17 protein-coding genes are annotated in these 23464 nt (G+C 60.5%); 8 read left to right on the top strand and 9 right to left on the bottom strand.

Annotated elements, in window-relative coordinates; translation table 11 throughout:
- Positions 1-17: 17 nt before the first annotated feature.
- On the bottom strand, positions 18-869 hold the full coding sequence (locus FGKAn22_RS06385) for a 23S rRNA (adenine(2030)-N(6))-methyltransferase RlmJ (protein ID WP_212784800.1): 852 nt from the start codon (positions 867-869) through the stop codon (positions 18-20).
- On the bottom strand, positions 869-2866 hold the full coding sequence (locus FGKAn22_RS06380; protein ID WP_212784799.1) for a UvrD-helicase domain-containing protein: 1998 nt from the start codon (positions 2864-2866) through the stop codon (positions 869-871). The genes FGKAn22_RS06385 and FGKAn22_RS06380 overlap by 1 nt, the downstream gene beginning before the upstream one ends.
- 206 nt (positions 2867-3072) lie before the next feature.
- Here FGKAn22_RS06380 and FGKAn22_RS06375 point away from each other — a divergent pair, with 206 nt between their 5' ends.
- Positions 3073-4590 carry an EAL domain-containing protein gene (locus tag FGKAn22_RS06375; RefSeq protein ID WP_212784798.1) on the top strand — a complete coding sequence of 506 codons (1518 nt, stop codon included), beginning with the start codon at positions 3073-3075 and terminating at the stop codon, positions 4588-4590.
- Between the two features lie 111 nt (positions 4591-4701).
- Positions 4702-4911, top strand: coding sequence for a hypothetical protein (locus tag FGKAn22_RS06370; protein WP_212784797.1), 210 nt, complete (start codon positions 4702-4704; stop codon positions 4909-4911).
- Here FGKAn22_RS06370 and FGKAn22_RS06365 read toward each other — a convergent pair.
- Genes FGKAn22_RS06365 through surE form a run of 4 tightly spaced genes read right to left on the bottom strand, consistent with a single transcriptional unit; the run spans position 4908 to position 8075 of the window.
- Positions 4908-5765 (bottom strand): radical SAM protein, encoded by an 858-nt coding sequence (locus FGKAn22_RS06365; protein ID WP_246487349.1) that lies wholly within the window; start codon positions 5763-5765, stop codon positions 4908-4910. The genes FGKAn22_RS06370 and FGKAn22_RS06365 overlap by 4 nt on opposite strands.
- Positions 5762-6679, bottom strand: a complete 918-nt coding sequence (locus FGKAn22_RS06360) for a peptidoglycan DD-metalloendopeptidase family protein (protein ID WP_246487348.1) — start codon at positions 6677-6679, stop codon at positions 5762-5764. Before FGKAn22_RS06360 ends, FGKAn22_RS06365 begins: the two co-directional genes overlap by 4 nt.
- Entirely contained in the window at positions 6676-7332 is a 657-nt protein-coding gene (locus tag FGKAn22_RS06355) for a protein-L-isoaspartate(D-aspartate) O-methyltransferase (protein WP_212784796.1), read from the bottom strand. Before FGKAn22_RS06355 ends, FGKAn22_RS06360 begins: the two co-directional genes overlap by 4 nt.
- Positions 7329-8075 (bottom strand): 5'/3'-nucleotidase SurE, encoded by a 747-nt coding sequence (surE, locus tag FGKAn22_RS06350; protein WP_212784795.1) that lies wholly within the window; start codon positions 8073-8075, stop codon positions 7329-7331. The genes FGKAn22_RS06355 and surE overlap by 4 nt, the downstream gene beginning before the upstream one ends.
- Positions 8076-8343: 268 nt before the next feature.
- On the opposite strand from surE, the gene bcsZ reads away from it, so the two are divergent.
- Positions 8344-9438: a cellulose synthase complex periplasmic endoglucanase BcsZ gene (gene bcsZ, locus FGKAn22_RS06345; RefSeq protein WP_212784794.1), complete on the top strand. Its 1095-nt coding sequence runs from the start codon at positions 8344-8346 to the stop codon at positions 9436-9438.
- 57 nt (positions 9439-9495) lie between these two features.
- Here the strand turns inward: bcsZ and bcsG are convergent, their stop codons facing one another.
- The 3 genes from bcsG to bcsE are packed head-to-tail and all read right to left on the bottom strand — an operon-like array spanning position 9496 to position 12914.
- Entirely contained in the window at positions 9496-11127 is a 1632-nt protein-coding gene (gene bcsG / locus FGKAn22_RS06340) for a cellulose biosynthesis protein BcsG (protein WP_212784793.1), read from the bottom strand.
- On the bottom strand, positions 11124-11294 hold the full coding sequence (locus FGKAn22_RS06335) for a hypothetical protein (RefSeq protein ID WP_212784792.1): 171 nt from the start codon (positions 11292-11294) through the stop codon (positions 11124-11126). The genes bcsG and FGKAn22_RS06335 overlap by 4 nt, the downstream gene beginning before the upstream one ends.
- 12 nt (positions 11295-11306) lie before the next feature.
- Positions 11307-12914: a cellulose biosynthesis protein BcsE gene (gene bcsE, locus FGKAn22_RS06330; RefSeq protein WP_281411859.1), complete on the bottom strand. Its 1608-nt coding sequence runs from the start codon at positions 12912-12914 to the stop codon at positions 11307-11309.
- A 150-nt stretch (positions 12915-13064) separates the two neighbouring features.
- Between bcsE and bcsR the strand changes: the two genes are divergently transcribed.
- The 5 genes from bcsR to FGKAn22_RS06310 are packed head-to-tail and all read left to right on the top strand — an operon-like array spanning position 13065 to position 23298.
- Complete coding sequence (gene bcsR / locus FGKAn22_RS12615) at positions 13065-13259, top strand: BcsR/BcsP family cellulose biosynthesis protein (RefSeq protein WP_425513842.1); 195 nt, start codon at positions 13065-13067, stop codon at positions 13257-13259.
- Positions 13256-14020: a cellulose biosynthesis protein BcsQ gene (bcsQ, locus tag FGKAn22_RS06325; RefSeq protein WP_212784790.1), complete on the top strand. Its 765-nt coding sequence runs from the start codon at positions 13256-13258 to the stop codon at positions 14018-14020. Before bcsR ends, bcsQ begins: the two co-directional genes overlap by 4 nt.
- Positions 14017-16587 carry a UDP-forming cellulose synthase catalytic subunit gene (gene bcsA / locus FGKAn22_RS06320; RefSeq protein WP_212784789.1) on the top strand — a complete coding sequence of 857 codons (2571 nt, stop codon included), beginning with the start codon at positions 14017-14019 and terminating at the stop codon, positions 16585-16587. The genes bcsQ and bcsA overlap by 4 nt, the downstream gene beginning before the upstream one ends.
- Entirely contained in the window at positions 16584-18827 is a 2244-nt protein-coding gene (gene bcsB / locus FGKAn22_RS06315) for a cellulose biosynthesis cyclic di-GMP-binding regulatory protein BcsB (RefSeq protein ID WP_212784788.1), read from the top strand. The genes bcsA and bcsB overlap by 4 nt, the downstream gene beginning before the upstream one ends.
- Before the next feature lie 19 nt (positions 18828-18846).
- Complete coding sequence (locus FGKAn22_RS06310) at positions 18847-23298, top strand: cellulose synthase subunit BcsC-related outer membrane protein (protein WP_212784787.1); 4452 nt, start codon at positions 18847-18849, stop codon at positions 23296-23298.
- Positions 23299-23464 lie beyond the last annotated feature (166 nt).

Genomic DNA, 23464 nt, shown 5'->3' with positions numbered 1-23464 from the left:
CGAAGGATTTGCGGAGATTATAGGCTGGATTCATGGTGCTCAAGGATGAAATCGGCCTGAGCATCCTGCGCCAAGTGCTTGACCAGATAGGGCATCACCTCCTGCAATACCCCGTACAGCGTCCACGGCGGATTGAGCACGAACATGCCGCTGCCGTGCATGCCGAAACCGTCCTCGCCGGGAGCCTGCACGCTGAGCGCGACATGCAGCCAGCTCTTCACCGGCAGTTGCTTGAGTTGCTCCGGCAACTGTTTCGCCTCGGCACGCTGCAGCTGCGGATACCACACCGCATACACGCCGTTGGCGAAACGCTTCAGTCCTTCCTGCAAGGCCGTCACCACGCGCTTGTAGTCCTGCTTGTCCTCGTAGGGCGGGTCGATCAGCACCAGCGCGCGGCGCGGCGGAGGTGGCAGCAAGGCCTTCAGTGCTCCGAAGCCGTCGGCGGTCTGCATCAGCACCTGCGTGCCGTATCCGGCAAAGTTCTCCTGCAGGATATCGCTGTCGGTCGGGTGCAGCTCGAACAGCCGCATCCGGTCCTGCTCGCGCAACAGTTCGAGTGCGACCAGCGGCGAGCCGGGATACAGCTTCATCTGGCCGTCTGGGTTGATGCGCTTCACCAGTTCGACGTATTCGGCCAGCGGCGCGGGCAGGTCGTCGCGCTGCCACAGCCGCGCGATGCCGCTCTCGAACTCGGCGTTCTGCGTTGCATAGCCGGTGTCCAGCGCGTAGCAACCGGCCCCCGCATGGGTGTCGATGTACCAGAACGGCTTGTCCTTCTGTTCCAGATAGCGCAGCAACTGCACCTCGACGAAGTGTTTCAGAACGTCGGCATGGTTGCCGGCGTGAAAAGCGTGGCGATAGCTCAGCATTAAGTCGTTCCTTCGCGGTTCAGCATGGCTTTCAGGTTGGCAAGCTTGTTCTTGCCCTCTTCCTTGGTGACGGTCGGCGCGGCCTCCTTGTGGCCGCCGGCATACTGCAGCTCGTCTTCCGGCATCTCCTCGATGAAGCGGCTAGGCTCGCAGGCGAACCAGTCCTTGCCGCGCTTGCGGCGGTTGCAGTAGCTGATCTGCAGGCTGCGCTGGGCGCGCGTGACACCGACGTACATCAACCGGCGCTCCTCCTCGATGCCCTTCTCGTCGCTGTCTCGGAACGGCAGGATGTCCTCCTCCGCACCGATGATGAACACGTGCGGGAACTCCAGCCCCTTCGAGGCATGCAGCGTGGAAAGCGAGACCGCATCCTGCTCCTCGTTCTTCCCGTCCAGCATGTTGATCAGGGCGATGGTCTGCACCATGGCGATCAGGGACTTCTCGTCCTGTTCGGCCTTGCGCTTGAGCCAGTCGATGAAGTCCTGCACGTTCTTCCACTTGGCGTCGGCCTGCCGCGACTCGTGCGAGTCGTACAGCCAGGTTTCGTAGTTGATCGCGCGCAGCAGTTCGTCCAGCAGTTCGCCGCACGGGTCCTTGTCGGCGCGTTCCTCGATGCGGCTGATGAAACGGCAGAACAGCATCAGGTCCTCGTACTGGCGAGGCGGCAGTTCGTCGGCCATGGGCGACTCGAACGCCGCCTCGAACAGGCTGATCTTGCGCTTCCCGGCGTAGCTGCCGAGCTTCTCCAGCGTGCTGTTGCCGATGCCGCGTTTGGGCGTGGTGATCGCGCGGATGAAGGCAGGATCGTCGTCCGGGTTGGCGATCAACCGCAGGTAGGAGGTGATGTCCTTGATCTCAGCCTTGTCGAAAAACGAGGTGCCGCCGCTGACCGTGTAAGGCACGCGCTGGGCGCGCAGCTGCTCCTCGAACGCTCGCGACAGGTGGTTGCTGCGGTACAGGATGGCGTAGTCGGCGAAGCGCGTGCGGTGCTCGAACTTGTGCGCCATCAGCCTCATCACCACGCTCTCGGCCTCCTGGTCCTCGTCGCGCGCCGCGTAGATCCGGATCGGATCGCCGATGCCGTGGTCACTCCACAGCTTCTTTTCGAACACCTTGGTGTTGTGGTTGATCAGGTGATTGGCCACCGTGAGGATGCGCTGGGACGAGCGGTAGTTCTGCTCCAGCTTGATCACACGCAGCCTGGGGTAGTCGTTGCTCAGGTTGTGCAGATTCTCCACGCTGGCGCCGCGCCAGGCATAGATCGCCTGATCGTCGTCGCCCACCGCGGTGAACTGCTCGCGCTTGCCGGCCAGAAGCCGGGTCAACTGGTACTGGCAGTCATTGGTGTCCTGATATTCGTCGATCAGCAGGTAGTGCAGCCGGTGCTGCCAGCGCTCCAGCGCCTCCGGATGCTCGCGGAACAGGACCACCGGCAGGTGGATCAGGTCGTCGAAGTCCACCGCCTGGTAGGCGCGCAACGTCTCCTGGTAGCGGGCGTAGACGCGCGCCTGCACCTTCTCCACGTCGTTCCCGCCCTGCTCCTCCGCCTGCATCGGCGAGACGAAGGCCGATTTCCAGTTCGAGATCTGCGTCTGCAGGTCCCGTATCTCCTGCTTGTCGCCGGAATTGGTCAGCTCGCCGAGTATCTTCCAGCTGTCGCTGGAATCGAGGATGGAGAACTGCGGCTTGTAGCCCAGCAGCCCGGCCTCGGCGCGCAGGATGTTCATGCCCAGCGAGTGGAAGGTACTCACCACCAGCCCCTTGGCGTCCTTACCCGGCAGCAGCGTGCCGACGCGCTCGCGCATCTCGTTGGCCGCCTTATTGGTGAAGGTGATGGCCGCAATATTGCGTGCCGCATAACCGCACTCCTGCACCAGGTAAGCGATCTTGTGGGTGATGACGCGCGTCTTGCCGCTGCCCGCCCCCGCCAGCACCAGCAAGGGGCCGTCAAGGTAGGACGCGGCTTCGCGCTGGACTGCATTGAGTTTGCTTAACATTCAGGAAAACCGGGTGAAGGGAAATCTCACGAGGGCGGCATGATACCAAAGCGGAGCTGGCACCGGCACGGATTACCCCGCCGAGGTGAGCAACGGGTACAAAAACATGGGAGAATGGCGCGACTTGTTTTCAGCGCATCGACCGGCCCAGCCTGGCTACGCAAATGAAGATGCTGATCAACACCAACGCAGAAGGAAATTAAAGGATGCGGGGTCGCGAATTATTCCGTGCCGTTCAATGGTATATCGTAGCGGCAGCCGTCACTGCCACCGCAGCGGCGCTGGTCTTCGCCATCTATTTCACCGAAGCCGGCCTGCCGTGGATATCCTTCCTGACCGGAATCCTCGTGGCTGCCGTATTTGCCGAGGCGGTCCGGGTATCGCGCTCCGAATGGGTCGTGATGCGCCGCACGGCGCAAGTTTCCTCCCTGAAAGACAAGCTCGAACATGAAACGACTCTGCGCAAGAAGGCAGAGGAGAAACTCACCTCCGACAAAGCGCGTCTACAGCTACTCGACGAAACGTTGCTGACCATGGTTGCCCTGATAGATACGGAAGGGCATTGCCGCTACCACAATCGCGCCTTTCGGGACTGGCTGCACCTGAGGCCTGAACTGATCGACGGCAGGCATATTCGCGAAATATTCGGTGCCAAGGCCTACGCAGATATTGCGACTGCGGTCCGGCAGTCCCTGGATGGACAGCCCGCACGTTATGAACACACGCAGCAAATGCCCAATGGCGCCGTCTATCGCTTGTCGGTGGAACAGATTCCTCAATTTGACGAAGCCGGCAAGGTCAACGGATTCTATTTCCTGGCCGACGACATTACCGCGCGAGGCGACCTGCATCCGCCGGAAAAACCGGCTCCCGGCCCGGACTCGACCGAAAGGAAGATTCCCGCAGCAGCCTTGGCCCGGAACGAAGCAACCGTCCAGGAACTGCTCATCGATGCCGAGCGGATTACCGGACAAAAGGAAGCCGGCAAGCGGATCATGGTGGCGATCCAGAAAGGTGAATTCCGCCTCTATTGCCAACTGATCTCTCCTCTACCAGCCAATTCCGGCAAGGCGGAACATTACGAGATACTGATCCGGTTGATGGAAGAAGAGGAAGGCATGCTGCCGCCTGGCGCCTTCTTCCCTTTGGCCGAGCGGCATGGGCTGATGCCCTTTCTGGATCGCTGGGTGGTGCAGCATGTGCTGGAATGGGCTTCCAGCATCAACCAGCAGCAGCTTCGTCGTAAAGATTCAATATATTTCATCAACGTGGCGGCTGCCACGATCGGCGATCCGGATTTCCCGGATTTCCTGCAGACGACCCTGCTGGAGTACGGAATACCGGGCTCAGTCCTGTGCTTCGAGGTGCCCGAGTCGGAGCTTGCCTCCAGAGGTGCGAGCGCCGTCGAATTCATCCAGCGGGTGAGACGATGCGGCTGCCGTGTCGCTCTGAGCGGTTTCGGCAGGGATGCAGTTCCATTCGAGCGGATACGCGGTTTCCAGGTGGAGTTCCTGAAGATCGACGGCAGCATCATTCTCAACATGCTCAGGGATCCAACGGACCTCGCCAAGGTGGTTTCCATAGAACAAGTGGCAAAAAAGATCGGGGTCAAAACCGTTGCGGAACTGGTGGAGAGTGAGGAACTCATTGCAAAGCTGAGAAGCATCGGTGTCGATTTCGCCCAAGGCTTCGGCATCTCGCGGCCTCGCAGCCTGTCAGAGTGATCTTAGGAGTCAGTCCATACCACAGAGTTCTAAACTTCCCCTACTGACTGCCGATATATCCAGCAAGGGTTGCGCATTTGCTCGCAGCCTAATGACGGCAGGAGGTGCATCATGGGCGTACTGACTATGCATATGAGCGGCTACGAAGTCGAACGCGGCGATGTGGCGGAGTCCCGGTATGACGACGAGGTGCTGTGCGCGGGCTGGGTTCCTACGTTGTCCATGCACCAAGCGCACCCTGAGCAGACGTCGATGCCCAGGGAACTCGCAACGACGGACATCGAGGCATTCCTGCGCAAGATGTACGCATTTCAACGTTAGGCGGAGATTTTTACTTCCAGACCTGACGCACGGATGCATTCTGCAAAGGCCTGCAGCTTTTCAACCGGCAAAGCCGACAGGCGCGGTGCCTCGGCTTGCAGTGATGGGCGAGCCAAGCCGTAGAGCAGCACGCCTTGTGGCTTGTGTCCCTCTCGCAACAATCCGCCGATGAATCCCAGATAATCCTCCTCGTCCTGCCGCGACGGCGCTTCACCATCCAGCGCGAACCAGCAGGTTTGCAGCCAGGTAGGACATAGCGCGATGGCGGCAATCAGGTTGTCATGCACTTTGGCCATGCTGGTGCGGGTGTCGTTGATGCGCTGCATCCCCGCCTCACTGGCGCGATCCAGTTTGAACCACACCTCGCCGTTCAGCTTCGCCAGTTCACGCAGCCCCTGTTGCACCTCGCTGCGGTACAACAGGCTGCCGTTGGTGATGAGCACGGTCTTCACCGTTTCCGGCAGCGCTGCCTCGCCGCGCATGCGGGCGATGAGTTCGATGACTTGCGCGAATTCGGGCGCGCTGGTCGGTTCGCCGTTGCCGGACAGCGCGATGTCGTTGATGCGCCGCGCGCCTTCCGGAACGCGGGTCAGCATGAAATCGCCATGCAGCAGTTCATGCAGAAAACCGCGCAACTCTTTCTCCAGCAAGGGCAGGTCGACAGGCGGTGCGCTGCCGCGCGTCAGGTCGGGAACCTGGCAGTAGATACAGCGCCAGTTGCAGGCATTGTTCGGATTGAGGTTGATGCCGACCGAGACGCCGCCAGCCCGGCGCGACACCACCGGGTAGACGTAGGTCAGATCCGCGCTACCGCGGTCGTGATTGGAAGTGCTGAGTGCTTTTTTTGCGCTCAAGACTTGCCGAGCGGCAGGTATTTCGCCGGATCGACCGGCTTGCCCAAACGCCGCACCTCGAAGTGCAGTTTGACCTGGTCGGCATCGGTATTGCCCATTTCGGCGATCTTCTGGCCGCGCGTGACGCTCTGCCCTTCCTTCACCAGCACCTGGTCGTTGTGCGCATAGGCGCTGAGGTAGGTGTTGTTATGCTTGATGATGACGAGCTTGCCATAGCCGCGCAAGCCACTGCCGCTATATACCACCTTGCCCGGCGCGCTGGCGAAGACCGGCTGGCCGAGCTTGCCCGCGATGTCGATACCCTTGCGGTTGGCGGATTCAGAGAATTCGCCGACCACCTTGCCCTTGGCTGGCATACTCCATTCCAACGCTTCGTCGGCATCCGCGCTGTCGTCTGCTGGCTTGGATTCGGATTTTGGTTGGGGCTTGGGCTGAACGTCTGACGGTTTGGCCGGCGTTGCCGCGGCAGTTTTACCGGGCTGTTGCACCTGGTCGATCTGCGCCGCTGCTGCCTCGTTATAGGCGTACTTCACCACCTTGGGCTGGTCTTTCACCAACGGCTTGCTCTCCACTGCGGCGGGACGTGCAGCCGCAGCGCTGGCGAACAGGCGTATCTGCTGGCCGATCTGGATGACGTTGGGGTCCTGGATGCCGTTCAACTCGGCCAGTTCATGATAGTCAAGACCGTAATTGAAAGCGATGCTGTACAGCGTATCGCCCTTTTCCACGATGTGTACCTGTGGCCGCCAGTCCTTCTCGCGCGATGCTTTTTTGCGCGCCGCTTCGGCGGCAACTGCGCTTTTCGCAGCGGCCCCTCCGTGCTCAATGACCGGCGCATGCTGCTTGCTCGATGCGCACCCCGCCAACACGGCCGCTGCGGCCATCAAGGCGAAAAACCGATTCACTCTGTTCATGCTTTCCCCATCAACAATGGCACGAATTTCACCGGTTCCAGCCGGGTTTCGCGGAAGCCGCGCTCATCGCGCTCGACCAGGTACAGCCATTGCTCCTGCATCCCGACCGGCAGCACCATTCTACCACCGACCGCCAGCTGCTCCCGCAGCACGGCGGACAGCGTGGGTGCTGCGCACGCCATGATGATGCCGTCGAACGGTGCAAGTTCAGGCAGGCCCGCCGTGCCATCGGCATAGCGCACGCTGACGTTGCGCATCTTGAGGTCGCGCAACTGCCTCCGTGCGCGTTCATACAAGGGCTGGATGCGCTCGACGGTATAAACATCCTTCGCCACCTGCGCCAGCACGGCGGCCTGATAGCCGCAGCCCGTCCCGATCTCCAGGACGCGGTTGAGCGGCTTGCCGTTGCGCAGGATCTCGGTCATGCGCGCCACGATGTAGGGCTGGGAGATGGTCTGGTTGAAATTGATCGGCAGCGACACGTCGTCGTAGGCGCGGCTGGCCAGCGCCTCGTCGACGAACAGGTGGCGCGGTACTTCGAACATCGCGGCCAGCACCGCCTCGTCCTTGACCCCCTGCTCGCGCAGCCGCTCGATCATGCGCGCGCGCGTGCGCTGTGAGGTCATGCCGATGCCGTTGAGCCGGGTACTCATCGCTGTCCCATCCAGCCGCGCACCGCATCGAGCTGCCCGTATTGCGTGAGATCGATCTGCAGCGGAGTGACCGACACGCGTTGATGTCCCACTGCATGGAAGTCGGTGCCCTCGCCTGCGTCCTGAGCCTTGCCGGCAGCACCCACCCAGTACACGGTCTCGCCATGAGGGGTGCTGGCCTTCACCACCGGCTCGGCCTTGTGGCGCTTGCCGAGGCGCGTCACCTCGACACCCTGTAATTGCTCATAGGGCACGTCCGGCACATTCACGTTCAGCAGCCATGGATGGCTATGTTTCTGTTCGGCGAATCGCTGCACCAGCCCGGTCGCAACCCTGGCCGCTGTCTCGTAGTTGAAGAATTCCTTACCCACCAGTGATACCGCAATGGACGGGATGCCCAGCAGGAAGCCCTCGGTCGCCGCCGCCACCGTGCCGGAGTAAATGGTGTCGTCTCCCATATTGGCGCCCGCATTGATGCCCGACACCACCATGTCCGGTTGCTGGTCCAGCATGCCGGTGACAGCAAGGTGCACGCAATCGGTCGGCGTGCCATTGACGTAATGGAAACCGTTGGGCGCTTTTCGCAACTTGAGCGGACGGTCCAGCGTCAGGGAATTACTCGCGCCGCTGCGGTCGCGTTCCGGCGCGACTACGACCACATCGGCGACATAAGAAAGATGTTCGGCAAGGCAAGCCAAGCCGGGGGCGAAATAACCGTCGTCGTTGCTGATCAGTATGCGCATCGGTGGGCAGAAATATCCGGAAAATGCCGAAGAAAATTGGGAGGCTTGGCCTATCCAAGCGGCGCGAATGATGGCGCAAAACCGCGCTTAAGACAACAGGAAAAACACGACACTACCCGTGCAAGGACCGGAATTCCGCGGGACGCGGATGCCCGCCGTGTCCCGGGTTATACTGGTTCCGCCTGGATTCCTGCGCACGATGATTACACGAAACAACGTTACTCGCTGGGCAGGCCGGCACTTCGACTATCCATTCGCATAGGCCATCGTGAGGAACTGCTTCGCCGCCCTTATCCTGTTGATCGTTCCCCTGCTGGCGCAGGCAGGACCACGCTGCGCGGCGCCGTGGCCGCTGTGGCAGGAATTTGCGAAGACGCACATCCAGGCCGACGGACGTGTGATGGATCACGGTGCGGGAGACATCTCGACCTCCGAGGGGCAGGCGTACGCGCTGTTCTTTGCACTGGTCGCGCATGACAGGCAGCGCTTCGACCGCATTCTGAAGTGGACGAGCGACAACCTCGCCCGGGGAGACCTGCGCAGGAACCTCCCCGGCTGGAAATGGGGCAAGGACGAAGACGGTGCCTGGCATGTCCTCGACCCGAACCCGGCCAGCGATGCCGACCTGTGGCTGGCCTACTCCCTCTACCATGCTGCAGCCGTCTGGAAGCAGCACTCCTACCGCGAAACGGCATCCGCCCTGCTGAAGAACATCGCTGCGCAGGAGGTCGCCGTCTTGCCCAACCTCGGCAGCATGCTGCTGCCGGCTCCGTATGGTTTTACTGTGGATTCGAAGTCCTGGCGGCTGAACCCCAGCTATCTTCCTGTCCAGTTGTTGCGCTACTTTTCTACGGTCGACAAGCAGGGGGCATGGAACGAAATAAGACGGAACACGCTCCTGATGATTGCCGCCACCTCGAACCGAGGGACTGTCCCAGACTGGGTTTTATACGATGCGCAGAAAGGTTTCCAGTTTGATGCCGAAAGGGGTAAGTACAGCAGTTACGAAGCCATCCGGATCTACCTCTGGTGGGCGATGCTGAATCAGCAGGATGAATTGTTCGAAGCGCTCCGCCCATATGTGACGGGCACCCCACACTTAGCTCTGGAGATGTTGCCGGAACGCGTCGATGTATCGGATGGCACCGCAAGCGGACAGGCGCCGATCGGTTTTACAGCAGCGCTTGCGCCCTACCGCTTCGTCTTATACCACCAGCGAAACAGGACACCTACCTCACTCGGCGATGGAGCGGGTTATTACAACTATGTGCTGAGCCTGTTCGGTTATGGCTGGCTGGATCGACGCTACCGGTTTAATCCGGACGGAAGCCTAGGTGCGGCATCAAACAGGTGCTCACGATAGAACATCGACTACCAGCCCTGTCTATTCGTCTCATCTCTGGATGGAAGCAGTCCGTCGTCAATTAAACTCGCCCCACGCTTCGCCGTCCTGGCGCCAGTAAGAACGGCCGTTGTTACGGATAACTACTGCACTGTCGTTCTGCGACACGAACGTTGTGACGGCCAGATCGTCGACATAGTCGGCCGGGTTATAACCGCTTCCAGTGAACGGAGAGACCTCCATCATGCGTGCGACGATTTGGGATACCGCGAGGTAGCTGGTCTCCGCGGCTATCGTCAACGTGCCGCCCTGGCGCTGCCCTCCCTCGCCGATGACCTTGATTCCGACCGGAACCAGCGTGATCCGCGGACTTGGGATTTCACGCAAGCCGAGGATCTGCATCTTGTCGCCCTGCACGGCGGCGCCATGCTCAGGGATCATCGCCACGACGGCGCGACGGCCCGAGTGTTCGAGTTCCGCCATGAACTTCTCAAGCTCATCCAGCAGCGTAGATAGGCGAATCTTGTAAGTTTCCATGCTATCCAGCTTCGAATTCGCCCCCACCATACGGTTGCCGTCGTGCAGGCTGATGCTGTTGTAGTACAGTGCAACGCGCGAACTGTCGGATTTTCCACGGCGCTCTAGCCAGTGTCTCAGCACGGAGAGATCGTCGTAGATGGGTGCGCCATCGAAAGCGTGCTGTGTAACGGCCACGCCGTCGAGCGGCATGGGCGGGACATTCAAGCGTTGAGCCTGAACCGTCTTAAGGAAGTCGTAAAAATGGCCGTCATGGTTCATGGCCAGGTGGGGTTCGAAGCCGCTCCGCTTGAGGCTGCCCATCAGGTAGCACTGTTCTGCCGCAGGCTGGTTCATAGCCTCATTCGACGATTGTCCGCAAGTCGCGCGCTGGATGCGGATGGCCGCAGGGCCGCTGTACGAAGCGGCAGAATTGAAATTCGTGAACAGGAAGTCGAAGCGTTTCCACAATGGATGCTGATCGAGACCGACGGCGCGTACATCGTCCCACGACAGCGAGCAGACATGGATGAAGATCACGTCAAAGGGAATCGCCTCCGTGGACGGCGCGGGGAAAGTGACGGCGCGCGTCGATTCCTTCGCATAGAAGGTCTTCAGCATGTTGTCGAAGTCGGGCTTGCCCCTCGCTCCTTCTGCCTCCTGAGGGGGCAATTCGCGGGCCTCGACGGCGATGCGATCCGAGGTCAACTGCAGCACGGCCATCGTTGCCATGTAACCGACCACGATCAGGCCGAATCTCACCCAAGGTGAGATTACCCGATAGATCAGCCACGCGACGACCAACATCGCAAGTAAGCTTACGTTCACGAAGCGTCCCGCCAGTTCCACAAGGTAACCGGCGTCGAAGCTGGACAATAGCGACACCTGCGAAAGCACTCGTCCGATGGAGGGCAGCCACGAGTCGTAGTAAAGCAAGGCGACCGCGAGCGGCACCGCCACCACCTGTTTCGCCCCGCGCCAGTAAAGCGACGTAATGGGAACCAGAAGGAAAACAGCGAACGCCAGGTTTTCCATGAAATGGAAACCGATCGCCTCGTTCCAGAACAGGAGAAATTTTGCCCCGAAGTAGAAATTCCACCTGCCCAGCGAAAGGATGGCGCGAGCGCGCCCGGACTGGGACGCGGGGTCTTCCGTAGATCTATTTTCGGTTGTCTGTTTTTCCGACTGGTTCATGAACCGGACTTGCCTTGTTGCCCGGACTGTGGCATGTATTGCTCGAGCACCGTCAGGCGGAAGGTCTTGTGGCGGCGATAAGTCCGCCATGCCTCGAGCCAGACCGGCAACTGGTAACCGGCCAGCATGCCCAGGCAAAACGAGAAGATGATAGAGACGACCAACATGGCGGGAAGCTCCTATGGGTGAACCGTTCGCAGCTTCAACGCATGCTGCATAGCCGAAAAAGGGGGGCGAATCGGAGTCCGGCCTGCCGCGACAGCAGGGCCGTAACCAGCCGATGGTTGCATGGTCGGCGGCGCGCCACTGGCCAATGCTGCCGTGAAGTCTTCGTAGTGCGCTTCCGTGGCGCGCAGGTTGAATTCTGCCAACGCGCCGGTAATATCCTCGGCCGACAGGAAACGCGACTCTGCGGTGAAAAGCACGGAAACCGGCAACCGGAACAGGCGATCCAGCGTCGCGCCGATATCTTGCTCCTCGCAGGCGAACAGGAACACGTAGATGCTTTCGTCGTCCGCCGTGCACAAGTCCCCGGGACGTTTCATGATGCAGTAGCGCAAGGTTTCCAGGATACCCAGCCCGGGCGTCAGGGAGAGGCGCACCAGCGCATTGTGAATACCCAGCACTTGGGCGCGTTCCATCACATTCGACACTGCGCCCATGAAGTTAGCCGGTGCCACATATCCCGCTTGCTCGACGGCCACGACGCTGGTCATGGCTTCCTCGAAGTCGGGCGGCAAGGCACCCGAAAAGGTCTGCCCCTGGATGGATTTCAGCAGGCTTTGCATACGCGCGAAGCCTGTCTCGCTGGGGATAACCAGGTTCGCACCTAGGTTCAACAGCAACTGTTCGTGGCTGTGCCTCAATCGCCCGCCATCCTCCTTGACCGCGATCTTGATCTGGGGGCCGATCGAGCGTCTCACTTCGAAAATCAGGCGAGCCAGCATCTCCAGTGGCGACCCTGCGCTGTAATTGATCACCACGGTAGGGGCGCGCGCCGACGAAAGCGCCTCTTTCATCTGTTCAGCCGTCTCGAATACGCGCCAGCCGTCGGGCGCCGAACGGCCGCCGGGCAAGGCTGCCCGCGTAACGAAAACATCGTCTTCGTCCACCGCGCGTTCTGCAGCTTCGGCATTAAGAGTACCGCGCTGATCGACCCACCAGCTGCCATGACCATCGGTGTCCAGGCGGAACGACTTGTCCGCTATTACTCCTCCATCCGCAAACCAGTAGTAGACGTCCCAATGCACATTGCCGTCCCTCTTGCGCAAGCGCGAAAGGCCTGAGAAGCGGTGCGCCAGACGCAGGAAATCGGCTTCATGGTCAGGCTGGCCCGCGGGTCTGGGACACATCCACAGTACCGTGCATCCGCTACGCTCCGCCCATTGTTGCCAGGCCGCGGCGTCAGTATCCACGCTCTCACTGACAACGAAACTGTCTGCGCCCTCGACGAGAATCAGGCTGCCTTGAGCCACTCCAATGAAATCCAGTTCCTTCAAGATTCTGACGCACACGCCGCGATCGCCAGCCTTAATCCGGAAGATGCGCAGATCACCCTGATGCAGGCACTCCGCCACTTCCCCGCTCAAGACCGCCGGCAAGCCAAGGTAGGAGGACGGATCCTTTGTGATCCACTCGGCATGACCGGATGCACAGGCAGCCACCAGGGTCGTGCAGGCTACATCCAGCCCTAGTTCGGCATCGTGCGTCACGACGTAAACTCGCCCGGTGGCCAACTTACCTGCTACATCGGGCAATTTTTTGATTCCGATCAGATGTTCCCGCACTATTTTTCTACCCGGCAACTGAACTGCGGGTACATAACCACCCGCCTAAATTCTGTGTTCGTATTGGCAATACGCAATAATACGTAGATAATACACCATTGTTTAATTGGGAATTTTGGATTTATATCGAATTCCCCTAGCCATTAACCGATGCGCGACCATTCCGACATTGCCGGACTTTTCTCAAAATTGACCTACGACACGGAACGGTACCAAGAGATTGGAGCCCTCCACAGACTGGAAGCAACCGGTTCACGGTGGGCCTTGCTGCAGGAGATACATTGTTCGATGCCGCTCGCGCGCTCGATGCCGACCGCGGAACATGAAAGGCCTCATCCGGAATGAAGGTTGTTTCGATCACCGGGATAAGCAGCGGTGTCGGTGCCACTACGGTGGCAGCCCAACTGTCCTCGATCCTGGCTACACGCAAATGGCATGTCATCGCTTTCGACTTCTCCCCGCAAAACGCGCTTCGTCTGCACTTCGGCATGAAGTGGGAAGACGGCAATGGCCTCATTCCCAATGTCTTGTCCGGTAAGCCCTGGAACGAGGCCGCCTATCGTTGCGAGAATGGCGTGGATTTCCTGCCTTTCGGCAAATGTGGTGAACAGGAGGTCGCGGGCTTTGAGCACTTGCTGCAACAAGAGCAGGATTGGCTGGAGTCCCGGCTGGGTGAGTTGGAAGCCGACGACAGTACCTGCATCCTGATCGACTGTTCGCACGCCGGACGTGCGTTCCGTTCGCAGGCGCATGCCTTGTCCGACCTGATTTTCGTGGTGCTGGAAGCGGACACCTTGTCCTATGCCGCGCTTGCGGAATCCCCCCCGGTCTTTGCTCCCGACCACGCAGGAAAGGTCATCTACCTCCTCAACGGTTTTGACCCGACGCGAGAACTGGATCGCGATATCGCCGAACTGCTGCGCGTCGACATCGGAGTGCGCATGTGCCCCGTGACGATCCACCGCGACGAATCCGTACGCGAGGCATTGGCCAGCAAGCTCAGTCTTGATGCCTATGCTCCTTACAGTCAGGCGTCAGACGACTTCGCCGCCTTGTCGACATGGCTGGTCGCCAGGCTCGCCCATGAAGAGAGACGCACACCATGATGTCCGCGCTGTTCCAGAGGCTGCACCGTTTCTCCAGTTGGTTCCTGCTGGCATGCGGCGTCGATCCCAACCACTCGCGCGGGCGGCAGCTGCTCTCGCTGCTGTTCGTCCTGCCTCCCCTCAAACCGGCTGGTTATTACGCAAGACTCTTTCCGCATGTCCGCTTCGACCGGCTGCGTCCGGGCGACATCATCCGCATTCCGTTGCAGCTGCTTTGGCTGGCCGTTATCCGCCTGACGTCAGAAGTGAAGTCGCCGCTGCGGCAAGGAGCCTCCTGGCTTGCCCCCTATCATCGCCTGCGCGCCGGAATCAGTAACCGGCTCGACCGGTTGGCGATGCGCCTGCACATCAAGACCGATGCGGACATCCGGCACTTTCAGGAAATCAGCGAGTCCTTCGCCAGACACCGCTACTGGGACCACCCGCTCGTCCGATACCTGGCCTACGGCATTTCGGCGCTGCTGTCCTTCCTGTGCATAACCACCCCGTTCAACACGACCTCGCAACTGGTCTTCGTTTCGCTGTTGCTGGTCACCGCATTGATCATCCGGCGCATTCCCGGCCAGGTGGTCACGCTGCTGCTGATAGTCTTGTCGGTTACCGCCTCGACGCGCTATCTCTGGTGGCGGATCACCTCGACACTGAACTGGGACAATACCTTCGATCTCACTTGGGGCATCCTGCTGCTGCTTGCCGAGATTTACACCTGGATCATCCTGGTGCTTAGCTACATCCAATCAAGTTGGCCTCTTAAACGCTCGCCGGTGCTGCTGCCCACCGACACCAGCCTATGGCCCTCCGTGGATGTGTTCATCCCCACCTACAACGAGCCGCTCAAGGTCGTCAAACCCACTATTTATGCCGCGCAGGGAATGGACTGGCCCGAGGGCAAGCTCAATGTCTACCTGCTCGACGATGGCCGCCGCGAAGAATTTCGCCGTTTTGCCGAACAGGCAGGCGTCAACTATATTGCCCGCCCCACCAACGAACACGCCAAGGCAGGCAACCTCAACCACGCGTTGACCAAGAGCAGCGGCGAATACATCGCCATCTTCGACTGCGACCACATCCCCACCCGTTCCTTCCTGCAATTGTGCATGGGCGGTTTTTTGCGCGATCCCAAACTGGCCCTGGTACAAACTCCGCACCACTTCTACTCGGCAGACCCGTTCGAACGCAATCTGGGCGTGTTCCGCAGCACGCCAAACGAAGGCGAACTATTCTACGGCGTGGTGCAAGACGGCAACGATTTGTGGAACGCCTCTTTCTTCTGCGGATCTTGCGCCATCTTGAAGCGCGCCCCGTTGGAAGAGATCGGCGGTGTTGCAGTGGAAACGGTGACCGAAGATGCCCATACCGCCCTGAAGATGCACCGGCTGGGATACAACTCGGCCTATATCAACATCCCCATGGCAGCCGGCCTCGCCACGGAAAGCCTGTCCGCCCACATCGGCCAGCGCATCCGCTGGGCGCGCGGCACGACGCAGATATTCCGGCTGGACAACGCCCTTCTGGGCAAGGGGCTGAAATGGGCACAGCGCCTCTGCTACTCTAATGCAGCGTTACACTTCTTTAACGGCATCCCGCGGCTCATCTTTCTCACCGCGCCGCTTGCAGTTCTACTATTTCACGCTTACATCATCTACGCCCCTGCCGTTTCGCTGCTGTTATACGTGTTGCCCCACATGGCGCATGCCACCATCGCCAATTCACGGACGCAGGGAAAACACCGCAACTCGTTCTGGGCAGAGGTTTATGAAACGGTACTTGCCTGGTATATCGCCCGCCCGACTTTTGTAGCTCTATTCGCCCCGCACAAGGGCAAATTCAACGTCACCGCAAAGGGGGGCGCAGTCGACAGCGAATACTTCGACTGGTCCATTTCACTGCCTTACCTGTTCCTGATCGGACTGAGCATCGTCGGAATTTTTGCTGGCCTCTGGCGCCTCCATTCAGGCCCGACCGACGAGATCGCCACCATCATAATCAACTTGTTTTGGGTCACCTACAACCTCATCATCTTAGGAGCGGCCGCCGCAACCGCCCTTGAAACAAAACAAGTCAGGATGTCACATCGCGTAGAGATGAAATTATCGGCAGTACTGCACCTCGCTAACGGCAAGCGCATCCGTTGCGAGACCGTGGATTTCTCGGAAGGCGGAATCGCCCTCGTGCCTGCGGCGATGCCCGAAGTCGGTCGTGACGAATCGGTCATGGTTTCGCTGTGGCGCGGCGAAGAAGAGTTGGCTTTTTCAGCGCGTGTCCTCTCCATAGCTCCGCCGCAACTTCGCCTGAGGTGGGAATTGCAGAACCAGGAACAGGAAGCCGCTCTGGTGCAGTGCACCTTCGGGCGGGCGGACGCCTGGATTGAATGGGCCAAAGACCGTCCAGCCGACAAACCGTTCGAGAGCTTGGGTAATGTGCTCTCCATAGGCCTGCTGGGATATCGCCGCATCGTCGAACACTTTTTGCCGCGCATGATTCCTACCATGCACCGCCTTGTCGAATTTCTTGCCTTCTTGGCTAGCTTCCTGCCACGTACCCCCAATTTGGAAAACCACCGATGAAAAAGCCAATCTTCCTCCTGCTTGTCTGCCTGCTGTCTGCCGCTCCTTTTTCTGAGGCCCGGACAACCGAGAAGCCGTCCACTTCCGCCACAAACGATGCTACGCCGCTGCTGACTAAACGCATCACGCTGAAGCAGATCAGTAACCGGGAAGCGCTGACTTTGCGCGGGATCGAGGGCAGCGATGCCTTCACCTTTGGTGGACAAAGCGATGAATTGATCACCCGCGCCGTATTGCATCTGCGTTACACCTATTCGCCCGCCCTGATCCCGGGCGAGTCGCACCTGAAGATCCTGGTCAACGACGAAGTCGTCCACGTATTGCCGGTGACCAAGGAGAACGTGGGACGCAACATCACTCAGGACCTGGAGATCGATCCCCGCCTGTTCACCAACCTCACCCGCATCAAGTTCCAGTTCATCGGGCATTACACCCACGATTGCGAAGAGCCATTCCACTCCAGCCTGTGGATGGAGATCAGCGGTTTCAGCCAATTCGAATTGACGGTGCGCCCGCTGGCACTCAACAACGACTTGGCCCTGCTGCCCGAGCCATTTTTCAATGCCCACGAATTCAGCAACAAGCTGACCGTTCCGTTCGTGTTTTCCTCCGCCCCCGGCAAGGACACGCTCAACGCTGCCGGCATCGTGTCGTCCTGGTTCGGCAAACTGGCGGCTTGGCGCGGCGCCCGTTTCCCGGCGAAACTGGATACGTTGGCTGCAGGGCATGCTGTCGTCTTCGCCAGCAACGAAGACCGTCCGGCCTTCCTCAAGGACTATCCGAAGATCACCGGACCAATGCTCGAGATGATGACCAACCCGGCCGACGGACGCTCGAAACTGCTGCTGATCCTCGGCCGCAACGGCGCGGACCAGAAGATCGCAGCGCAGGCACTGGTGCTGGGCAACGCCGCACTGGCAGGCAGCCGAGCGTCGATCCGGGACGTCAAGCAGGAGTCTCTCCGCAAGCCTTATGATGCTCCCGCCTGGGTGCGCATGGACAGGCCGATGAAGTTCGGCGAACTGGTTGCGTGGCCTCAAGAGCTTCAGGTCGCGGGCTACGCTCCGCAGCCCATCCGTATTCCGCTGCGCGTTCCGCCCGACCTGTTCACATGGCGCAGCCGCGGCGTGCCGATCGACCTGAAATACCGCTATACACCGCCGCTCCACCTCAGCGAATCGCGTTTGCGCATGGGCGTCAACGGTGAACTGGTCAAGTCGTTCACCCTGCTGCCGTCGGGAGAGGTCGAGAAGAACCGCATCCGCCTGCCGCTGATCGACGACATGGTGTTCGGCCAATCGCAGGAATTGATGCTGCCGTCGTTCAAGCTCGGCACTCGCAACGAGTTGCAATTCCAGTTCACCACCGCACCCCAGAAGGAAGGCTTATGCCGCGACTACATCAACGAGAACGTGCGCGACATGATCGACGCGGACTCGAAGATCGACTTCTCCGGCTTCCCGCACTATGCGGAAATGCCCAACCTGAACTACTTCGCCACGGCGGGTTTCCCCTTCACCAAGTATGCCGACCTCTCGCAGACCATCGTCGTTTTGCCCGAGCACCCGACTGCCTACGATATTGAGACCATGCTCACCCTGCTGGGACGCATGGGCGAGTCGACGGGCTATCCCGCCACACAGTTCGGAATCGCCCACGCGAGCGAGGGCAGCCGCCTGAAGGATGCCGACCTGCTGGTGATCGGTGCCGCCCTCAAGCAGGGCTTGCTGACCCAGTGGGGAGACAAGCTGCCAGTCGACATCCGCGATGGCATGTTACGTAACAGTCAGCCCAAGCGCAGCGTCAGCTTTCTGTTCGACTGGCTGAACTTCGATACCCAGCCCGACCCCGATATCCTGGCGCAGCAGCAACTCAGCGAGAACGGTTCGCTGGCGGCCATGCTGGGATTCGAGTCGCCGCTCTCTTCGCAACGCAGCGTCGTCGCCGTCGTGTCCACGCAGCCGGAGAGCCTGACCCAGACACTCGACGCGCTCGAGCGTTCGAGCAACGACATCCACGGCAGCGCGGCATTTATCCATCCCAACAAGGTGGAGAGCTTCCTGGTAGGCCAGACGTACACCATCGGTGAGCTTCCGTTCCTGACATCGATCTGGTACCCGTTCGCGAACCATCCCGTCCTGCTCGCCATCCTGGCAGCGCTCGCCGTGCTGGTGTTCGCGTTCGCGCTCTGGCGCACCCTCAGGGTGATTGCCGCCAAGCGTCTGCGCAACGAGGATTAATGCCTGACGATCTGCCTCGATGAAGATGCGCAAGAGACTCTCTCCCCTGGCGTTGGGCCTCATCCTGAATGCGGCCTGCCTGCCAGCTCACGCGCAAACGGGAGAGGCCCCGGCCGTCACCGCCAAGGCCTTCCGAATCTCGGGGTCGAGAGCGTTCACCGAAACCGAACTGCTGAAACTGGTCGAACATTCCGTCGGCCGGAAACTCAGCCGCAGCGAACTCATCGAACTTGCCGACGGCATCACCGCCTATTACCGCCGGCACGGTTTTCCGCGCGCACACGCCATCATCCCGCCACAAAACTTTAGCGACGGCGTCGTGCGCTTTCTGGTAACGACCGCACCTGCCTCGACCGCACCCGATTCGCTGCAGGCCCCGTCTCCCTTGATCAAGGCGACCGGCTTTCGCATCGTCGGCTCGCGTGCATTCACGGAAGCCCAATTGCTCACGCTCGTGACCGATGTCGTCGGCAAGGAGTTGACGCCCAGCGATCTCGACGCGCTCGCACAACGGATCACCGGCTTCTATCGCGAACGTGGCTTCCGGCGCGCGCGCGCCGTCGTGCGTCCCGGCATCTTCGAGAGAACGGCATCGCAGGTAGTTGAAGGCATTGTTCGCTTCCTGATCACGACCCTGCCGGTGGGCGAATCCGTTCATCCGGATCAGGCCGATGTTTCGTCGCAGCCTCAGGATCACTATGTCTATGTACCCAGCAGCGATGATCCGCTCCAGGAGCTACTGGAGCGCGCGAAATGGTGGGAAGCCAGAGATCGTATCGATCTCGCCCAGGAGTCCCTGGACAAACTCTTCAGCATCGCTCCCGGCCACCCTTCCGGGCTCGCGATGCAGGCGCAAATTGAGATCAGGCGCAACCAGCCGAAGGAGGCGCAAGGTTTCCTCGACAAGTTGCGGCGGTCGCAACCGGATCACCCGGCCATTCCGCGCATCGAAGCCTTGTTGCGCACCTTCGGCCAGGACAAGGCCGAATTGCGCCATGCGCGCTCGCTGGTCAAGGCGTCACGCTATCAAGAAGCCGCCGCCATCTTTCGCAAACTGTATCCAGATGGCCCGCCCAGCGACGACCTGACACTAGAGTACTGGCAGATGGTCGCGAACACGCCCAGAGGGTGGTACCCCGCCCGCGAGGGCATCGCCAAGCTGGTGAAGAACAACCCGTACAACCTGCACTACCGGCTGACATTGGCTGAGCACGAGACTTCGCGCCTGCCGCTCAAGCGCCAGGCACTGGCGGTCATCATCGACATGACCCGGGTACCCGCTTTCTCGCAACAGGCCCGCGACGCGTGGCGCAGCGCGATGCGAAGGCTGGGCGACAATCCATCCAGTCTCCCGCTGTTGCGCCAATACCTGGCGACCGAACCGAACGATTCCGCGATACGCGAAAAACAAACCCAGATCGTTGCGGCGCAGGAAAGGCAGCGCAGGCTGATGGCCGACCCCAACTACCGCGCAGGGGTCGAAGGCATCGCCTTCCTGGAAAAGGGGGAATTGGATACCGCCGAGCCGCTGCTGGAACAGGCATTGCGCGCCCGCCCCACGGACAGCGAACTGACCGGCGGCATGGGGACGTTGCGCCTGCGTCAAGGCCGTCACGCCGAAGCTCGACAATACTTCGCCCAAGCGGAACGTCTGACGCCCGGTGGCAGCAAGAGGTGGAACTCGATGGGCAAGGTCGCGCAATTCTGGCAACTCATGCGCGAGGCCCGCGAAGCGCGCAAGAATCGCGATTTCGCGCTGGCGGAGAACCGGCTGTATGCCGCGCTGCAGGTGGAACACAACGAACCCAACGCCGTCGCGGCGCTTGCGGACATCCTGGCCGACCGTGGCTTGTTTGAAGCCGCCGCAAACACCTACCGGCGCGCGCTGTCAGTCGAACCGTTAAACACCGGCGCGCTGGAAGGCTTGATCGCACTTTACCGCCGTCAGGGCCAGGAACGTGAGGTTCAACAAGTCATTGCGCAACTATCCCCTGCGCAACGCAAGGTGTTGAGCGCGACACTCAATCGGATGAATGCCGCTGTGTTGAAGGAGCAGGCCGACCGTTTGCTCGCGCATGGACAGGAAGATGAGTCAATCCAGCTCTTGGAACAGGCCGTACGGCTGGATGCCGATGACCCCTGGTCGCGTTTTGCGCTAGCCAGGCTCTATGCTCGCCATAACCACCCGGAACAAGGCCAGGCATTGTTCGACGACCTGCTCGCCAGACACCCGGACGATTCTGAAGCCTTGTATGCCTTGGGTGAATATCAGTCCAGCCAGGGGAGATCCGTTCAGGTGTTAACCACCTTGGCCCGTATCCCGGTTGCCAAGCGCTCCACGAAGACATCACACTTGAGAGACAGGAATCTGAGGCAGATCGCGAACACATACATGCAACCGAAACACCGTGACGAAGCTGCGCGCCTGCTGCGGGAGGCGGAGGTTCTCGCAGCGGATGACGAGGAAGCCGGGCTCGCTGTCGCGCTGGCATGGGGCAGGATCGGCGAGTACCCACAGGCCGACCGAGTGTTCGACGCGCTGCGTAGCGCACTGCCTTCTATCCGCTGGCGCCTGCGCCATGCCGAATATCTCGCCATGAAGAATGCCCCGGAGCTGGCTGCCGAGCTGGATTCCCTCGCTGCCCTGCAATTGAATCCCGATGAAAAGCAGGAGCTGTATGCATTGCAGGAATCATTCACCATCCGCACGGCGAATGGGTACCTCGCCTCGAACCAACCCGGCCTGGCGCACCAGACCCTCGCGCCGTTCCTGAAGAACGCTCCCGACCGCATCCCCCTGCTGCTCGCAGAAGCCCAAGCCTACTGGGCCGAGGAACAATGGCCATCGGCGCAATCCACCTTCGCCCATGTATTACGGCTGGAAGCGGACGAGCCCGCCGCAAGGCGGGGCCTGATCGAAACACAGCTCGCCGCCGGCGACCGCGCCGCTGCGCTTGCCCAACTGGCCGCATGGGCCGCCAGCAGCACGAGCCTGTCCAGCCGCCTGCAACTGGTCGACCTGTACCTTACACTAGACGAACCGGAACACGCCCGGGAACAGCTCGATACCTTGCTGGCCCAGTACCCGAACCACCCGGGCGTCCTCAACCAGGCATGGCAACTGGCTCAGCATGAAAGGCGCCTGGACGACGAGATCGTCTACCTGCAGAAATCGCTCGCCGCGGAATATGCCGAACGCACGCCGCCGCAGGCAGTCACTCGGGCCCAAGGGGCTCCCGTCGCATACGAACACATCGGCTTCGACGAACTTGGTGCGCCGGAAAAGATCCAGCGCGACTGGAAGGAAAAGAAACTGGCTGCACTTGTCGACCGCCGTACTGACTGGCTCTCCTCGGCTGTCGACATAAGCAGCCGCAGCGGGACACCCGGCCTGTCGCAATACCGTTCGATCGAAATCCCGATGGAATACAAAACGCCTTGGCATGCCGACGACGAAGTCTTTTTCCGGGCGGACTTGGTCAAGCTGGATGCGGGTAGCGTCGATCCGGCGAACACGAATTTCGGCAGCCAGTTGCTATGTCAGCCGCTTTGCACTTCGAGCTTGGCCGCGCAAACAACCCAAGGGATGGCCTTCGCGGCGGGATACCACAGCGATGAGCTGCGCGCGGATATCGGCATCACGCCGCTCAATTTTGCAGTATCGAACGTCGTCGGCGGGATACGTCATGACGGCGACATCGGACAGTTTTCGTACTCGATCGAGGCGTCGCGCCGTCCGCTGACCGGCAGCGTGCTGTCCTTTGCCGGGACACGCGATCCCAGGACTGGTTTGACCTGGGGAGGGACGGTGGCAACCGGCGGCCGCCTGGGACTCAGCCTCGACAAGGGAGAAGCCCTCGGCTTCTGGTCGTCGCTCGGCCTGTACAGTCTCACCGGGCGCAACGTATCGACCAACAACCGCCTCCAGCTCATGGCCGGCGAGCAATGGCGCATCGTCAACGAAGAGAACCGCCTGTTCTCGCTCGGGCTCACCGGCATGTACTGGCATCACACCCGGAATGCGGGCGAATACACCTTCGGCCACGGCGGCTATTACAGCCCGCAGAACTACCGCTCGCTGTCGTTGCCCGTCACCTACGGCGAACGCTATCCGCGATTCTCCTGGATGCTGCGCGCGGCAGCATCGGTCTCACAGTCGCAGACGCAAGCCGCGGACTACTACCCGACTGATCCGGCGATGCAGGCACAGGCCGTTGCGCTCGCCCCCACCACTTTCGTTACGCCGGTCTATACCGGCGGCCCGAGCAGCGGTAGAGGATATTCGCTGAGGGGCGCATGGGAATACCAGGTCGACCGGCAACTATTCGCCGGCGGTCTGCTCGCGATCGAACGCTCCCAGTATTACGCCCCGAACCGGGCAATGCTCTACCTGCGCTATTCGCTGGATCAGCCCGCAGCCCAGCCGGTATATTTCCCGCCGCTACCGGTCGAGCCAAGTTCGCAGTTCTAACCACGCGGCTTTCATAGGCTGCGCAATCTGCACCTCTATTGTTGCTCACCCAGCAAAGAGCGAAAAAGATGTCTGCAGCGAGACGCTGCGGCCAGGCAAAGGAGAAGTTCAGATGAGCTATGTTCGAAGGACTGAGGAAATCAAACCACTTCAAGCAGCCCGATGT

This window comes from Ferrigenium kumadai, assembly GCF_018324385.1.
GTDB classification, from domain to species: Bacteria; Pseudomonadota; Gammaproteobacteria; order Burkholderiales; family Gallionellaceae; genus Gallionella; species Gallionella kumadai.
This window is presented reverse-complemented; position numbering and strand designations above follow the sequence as displayed.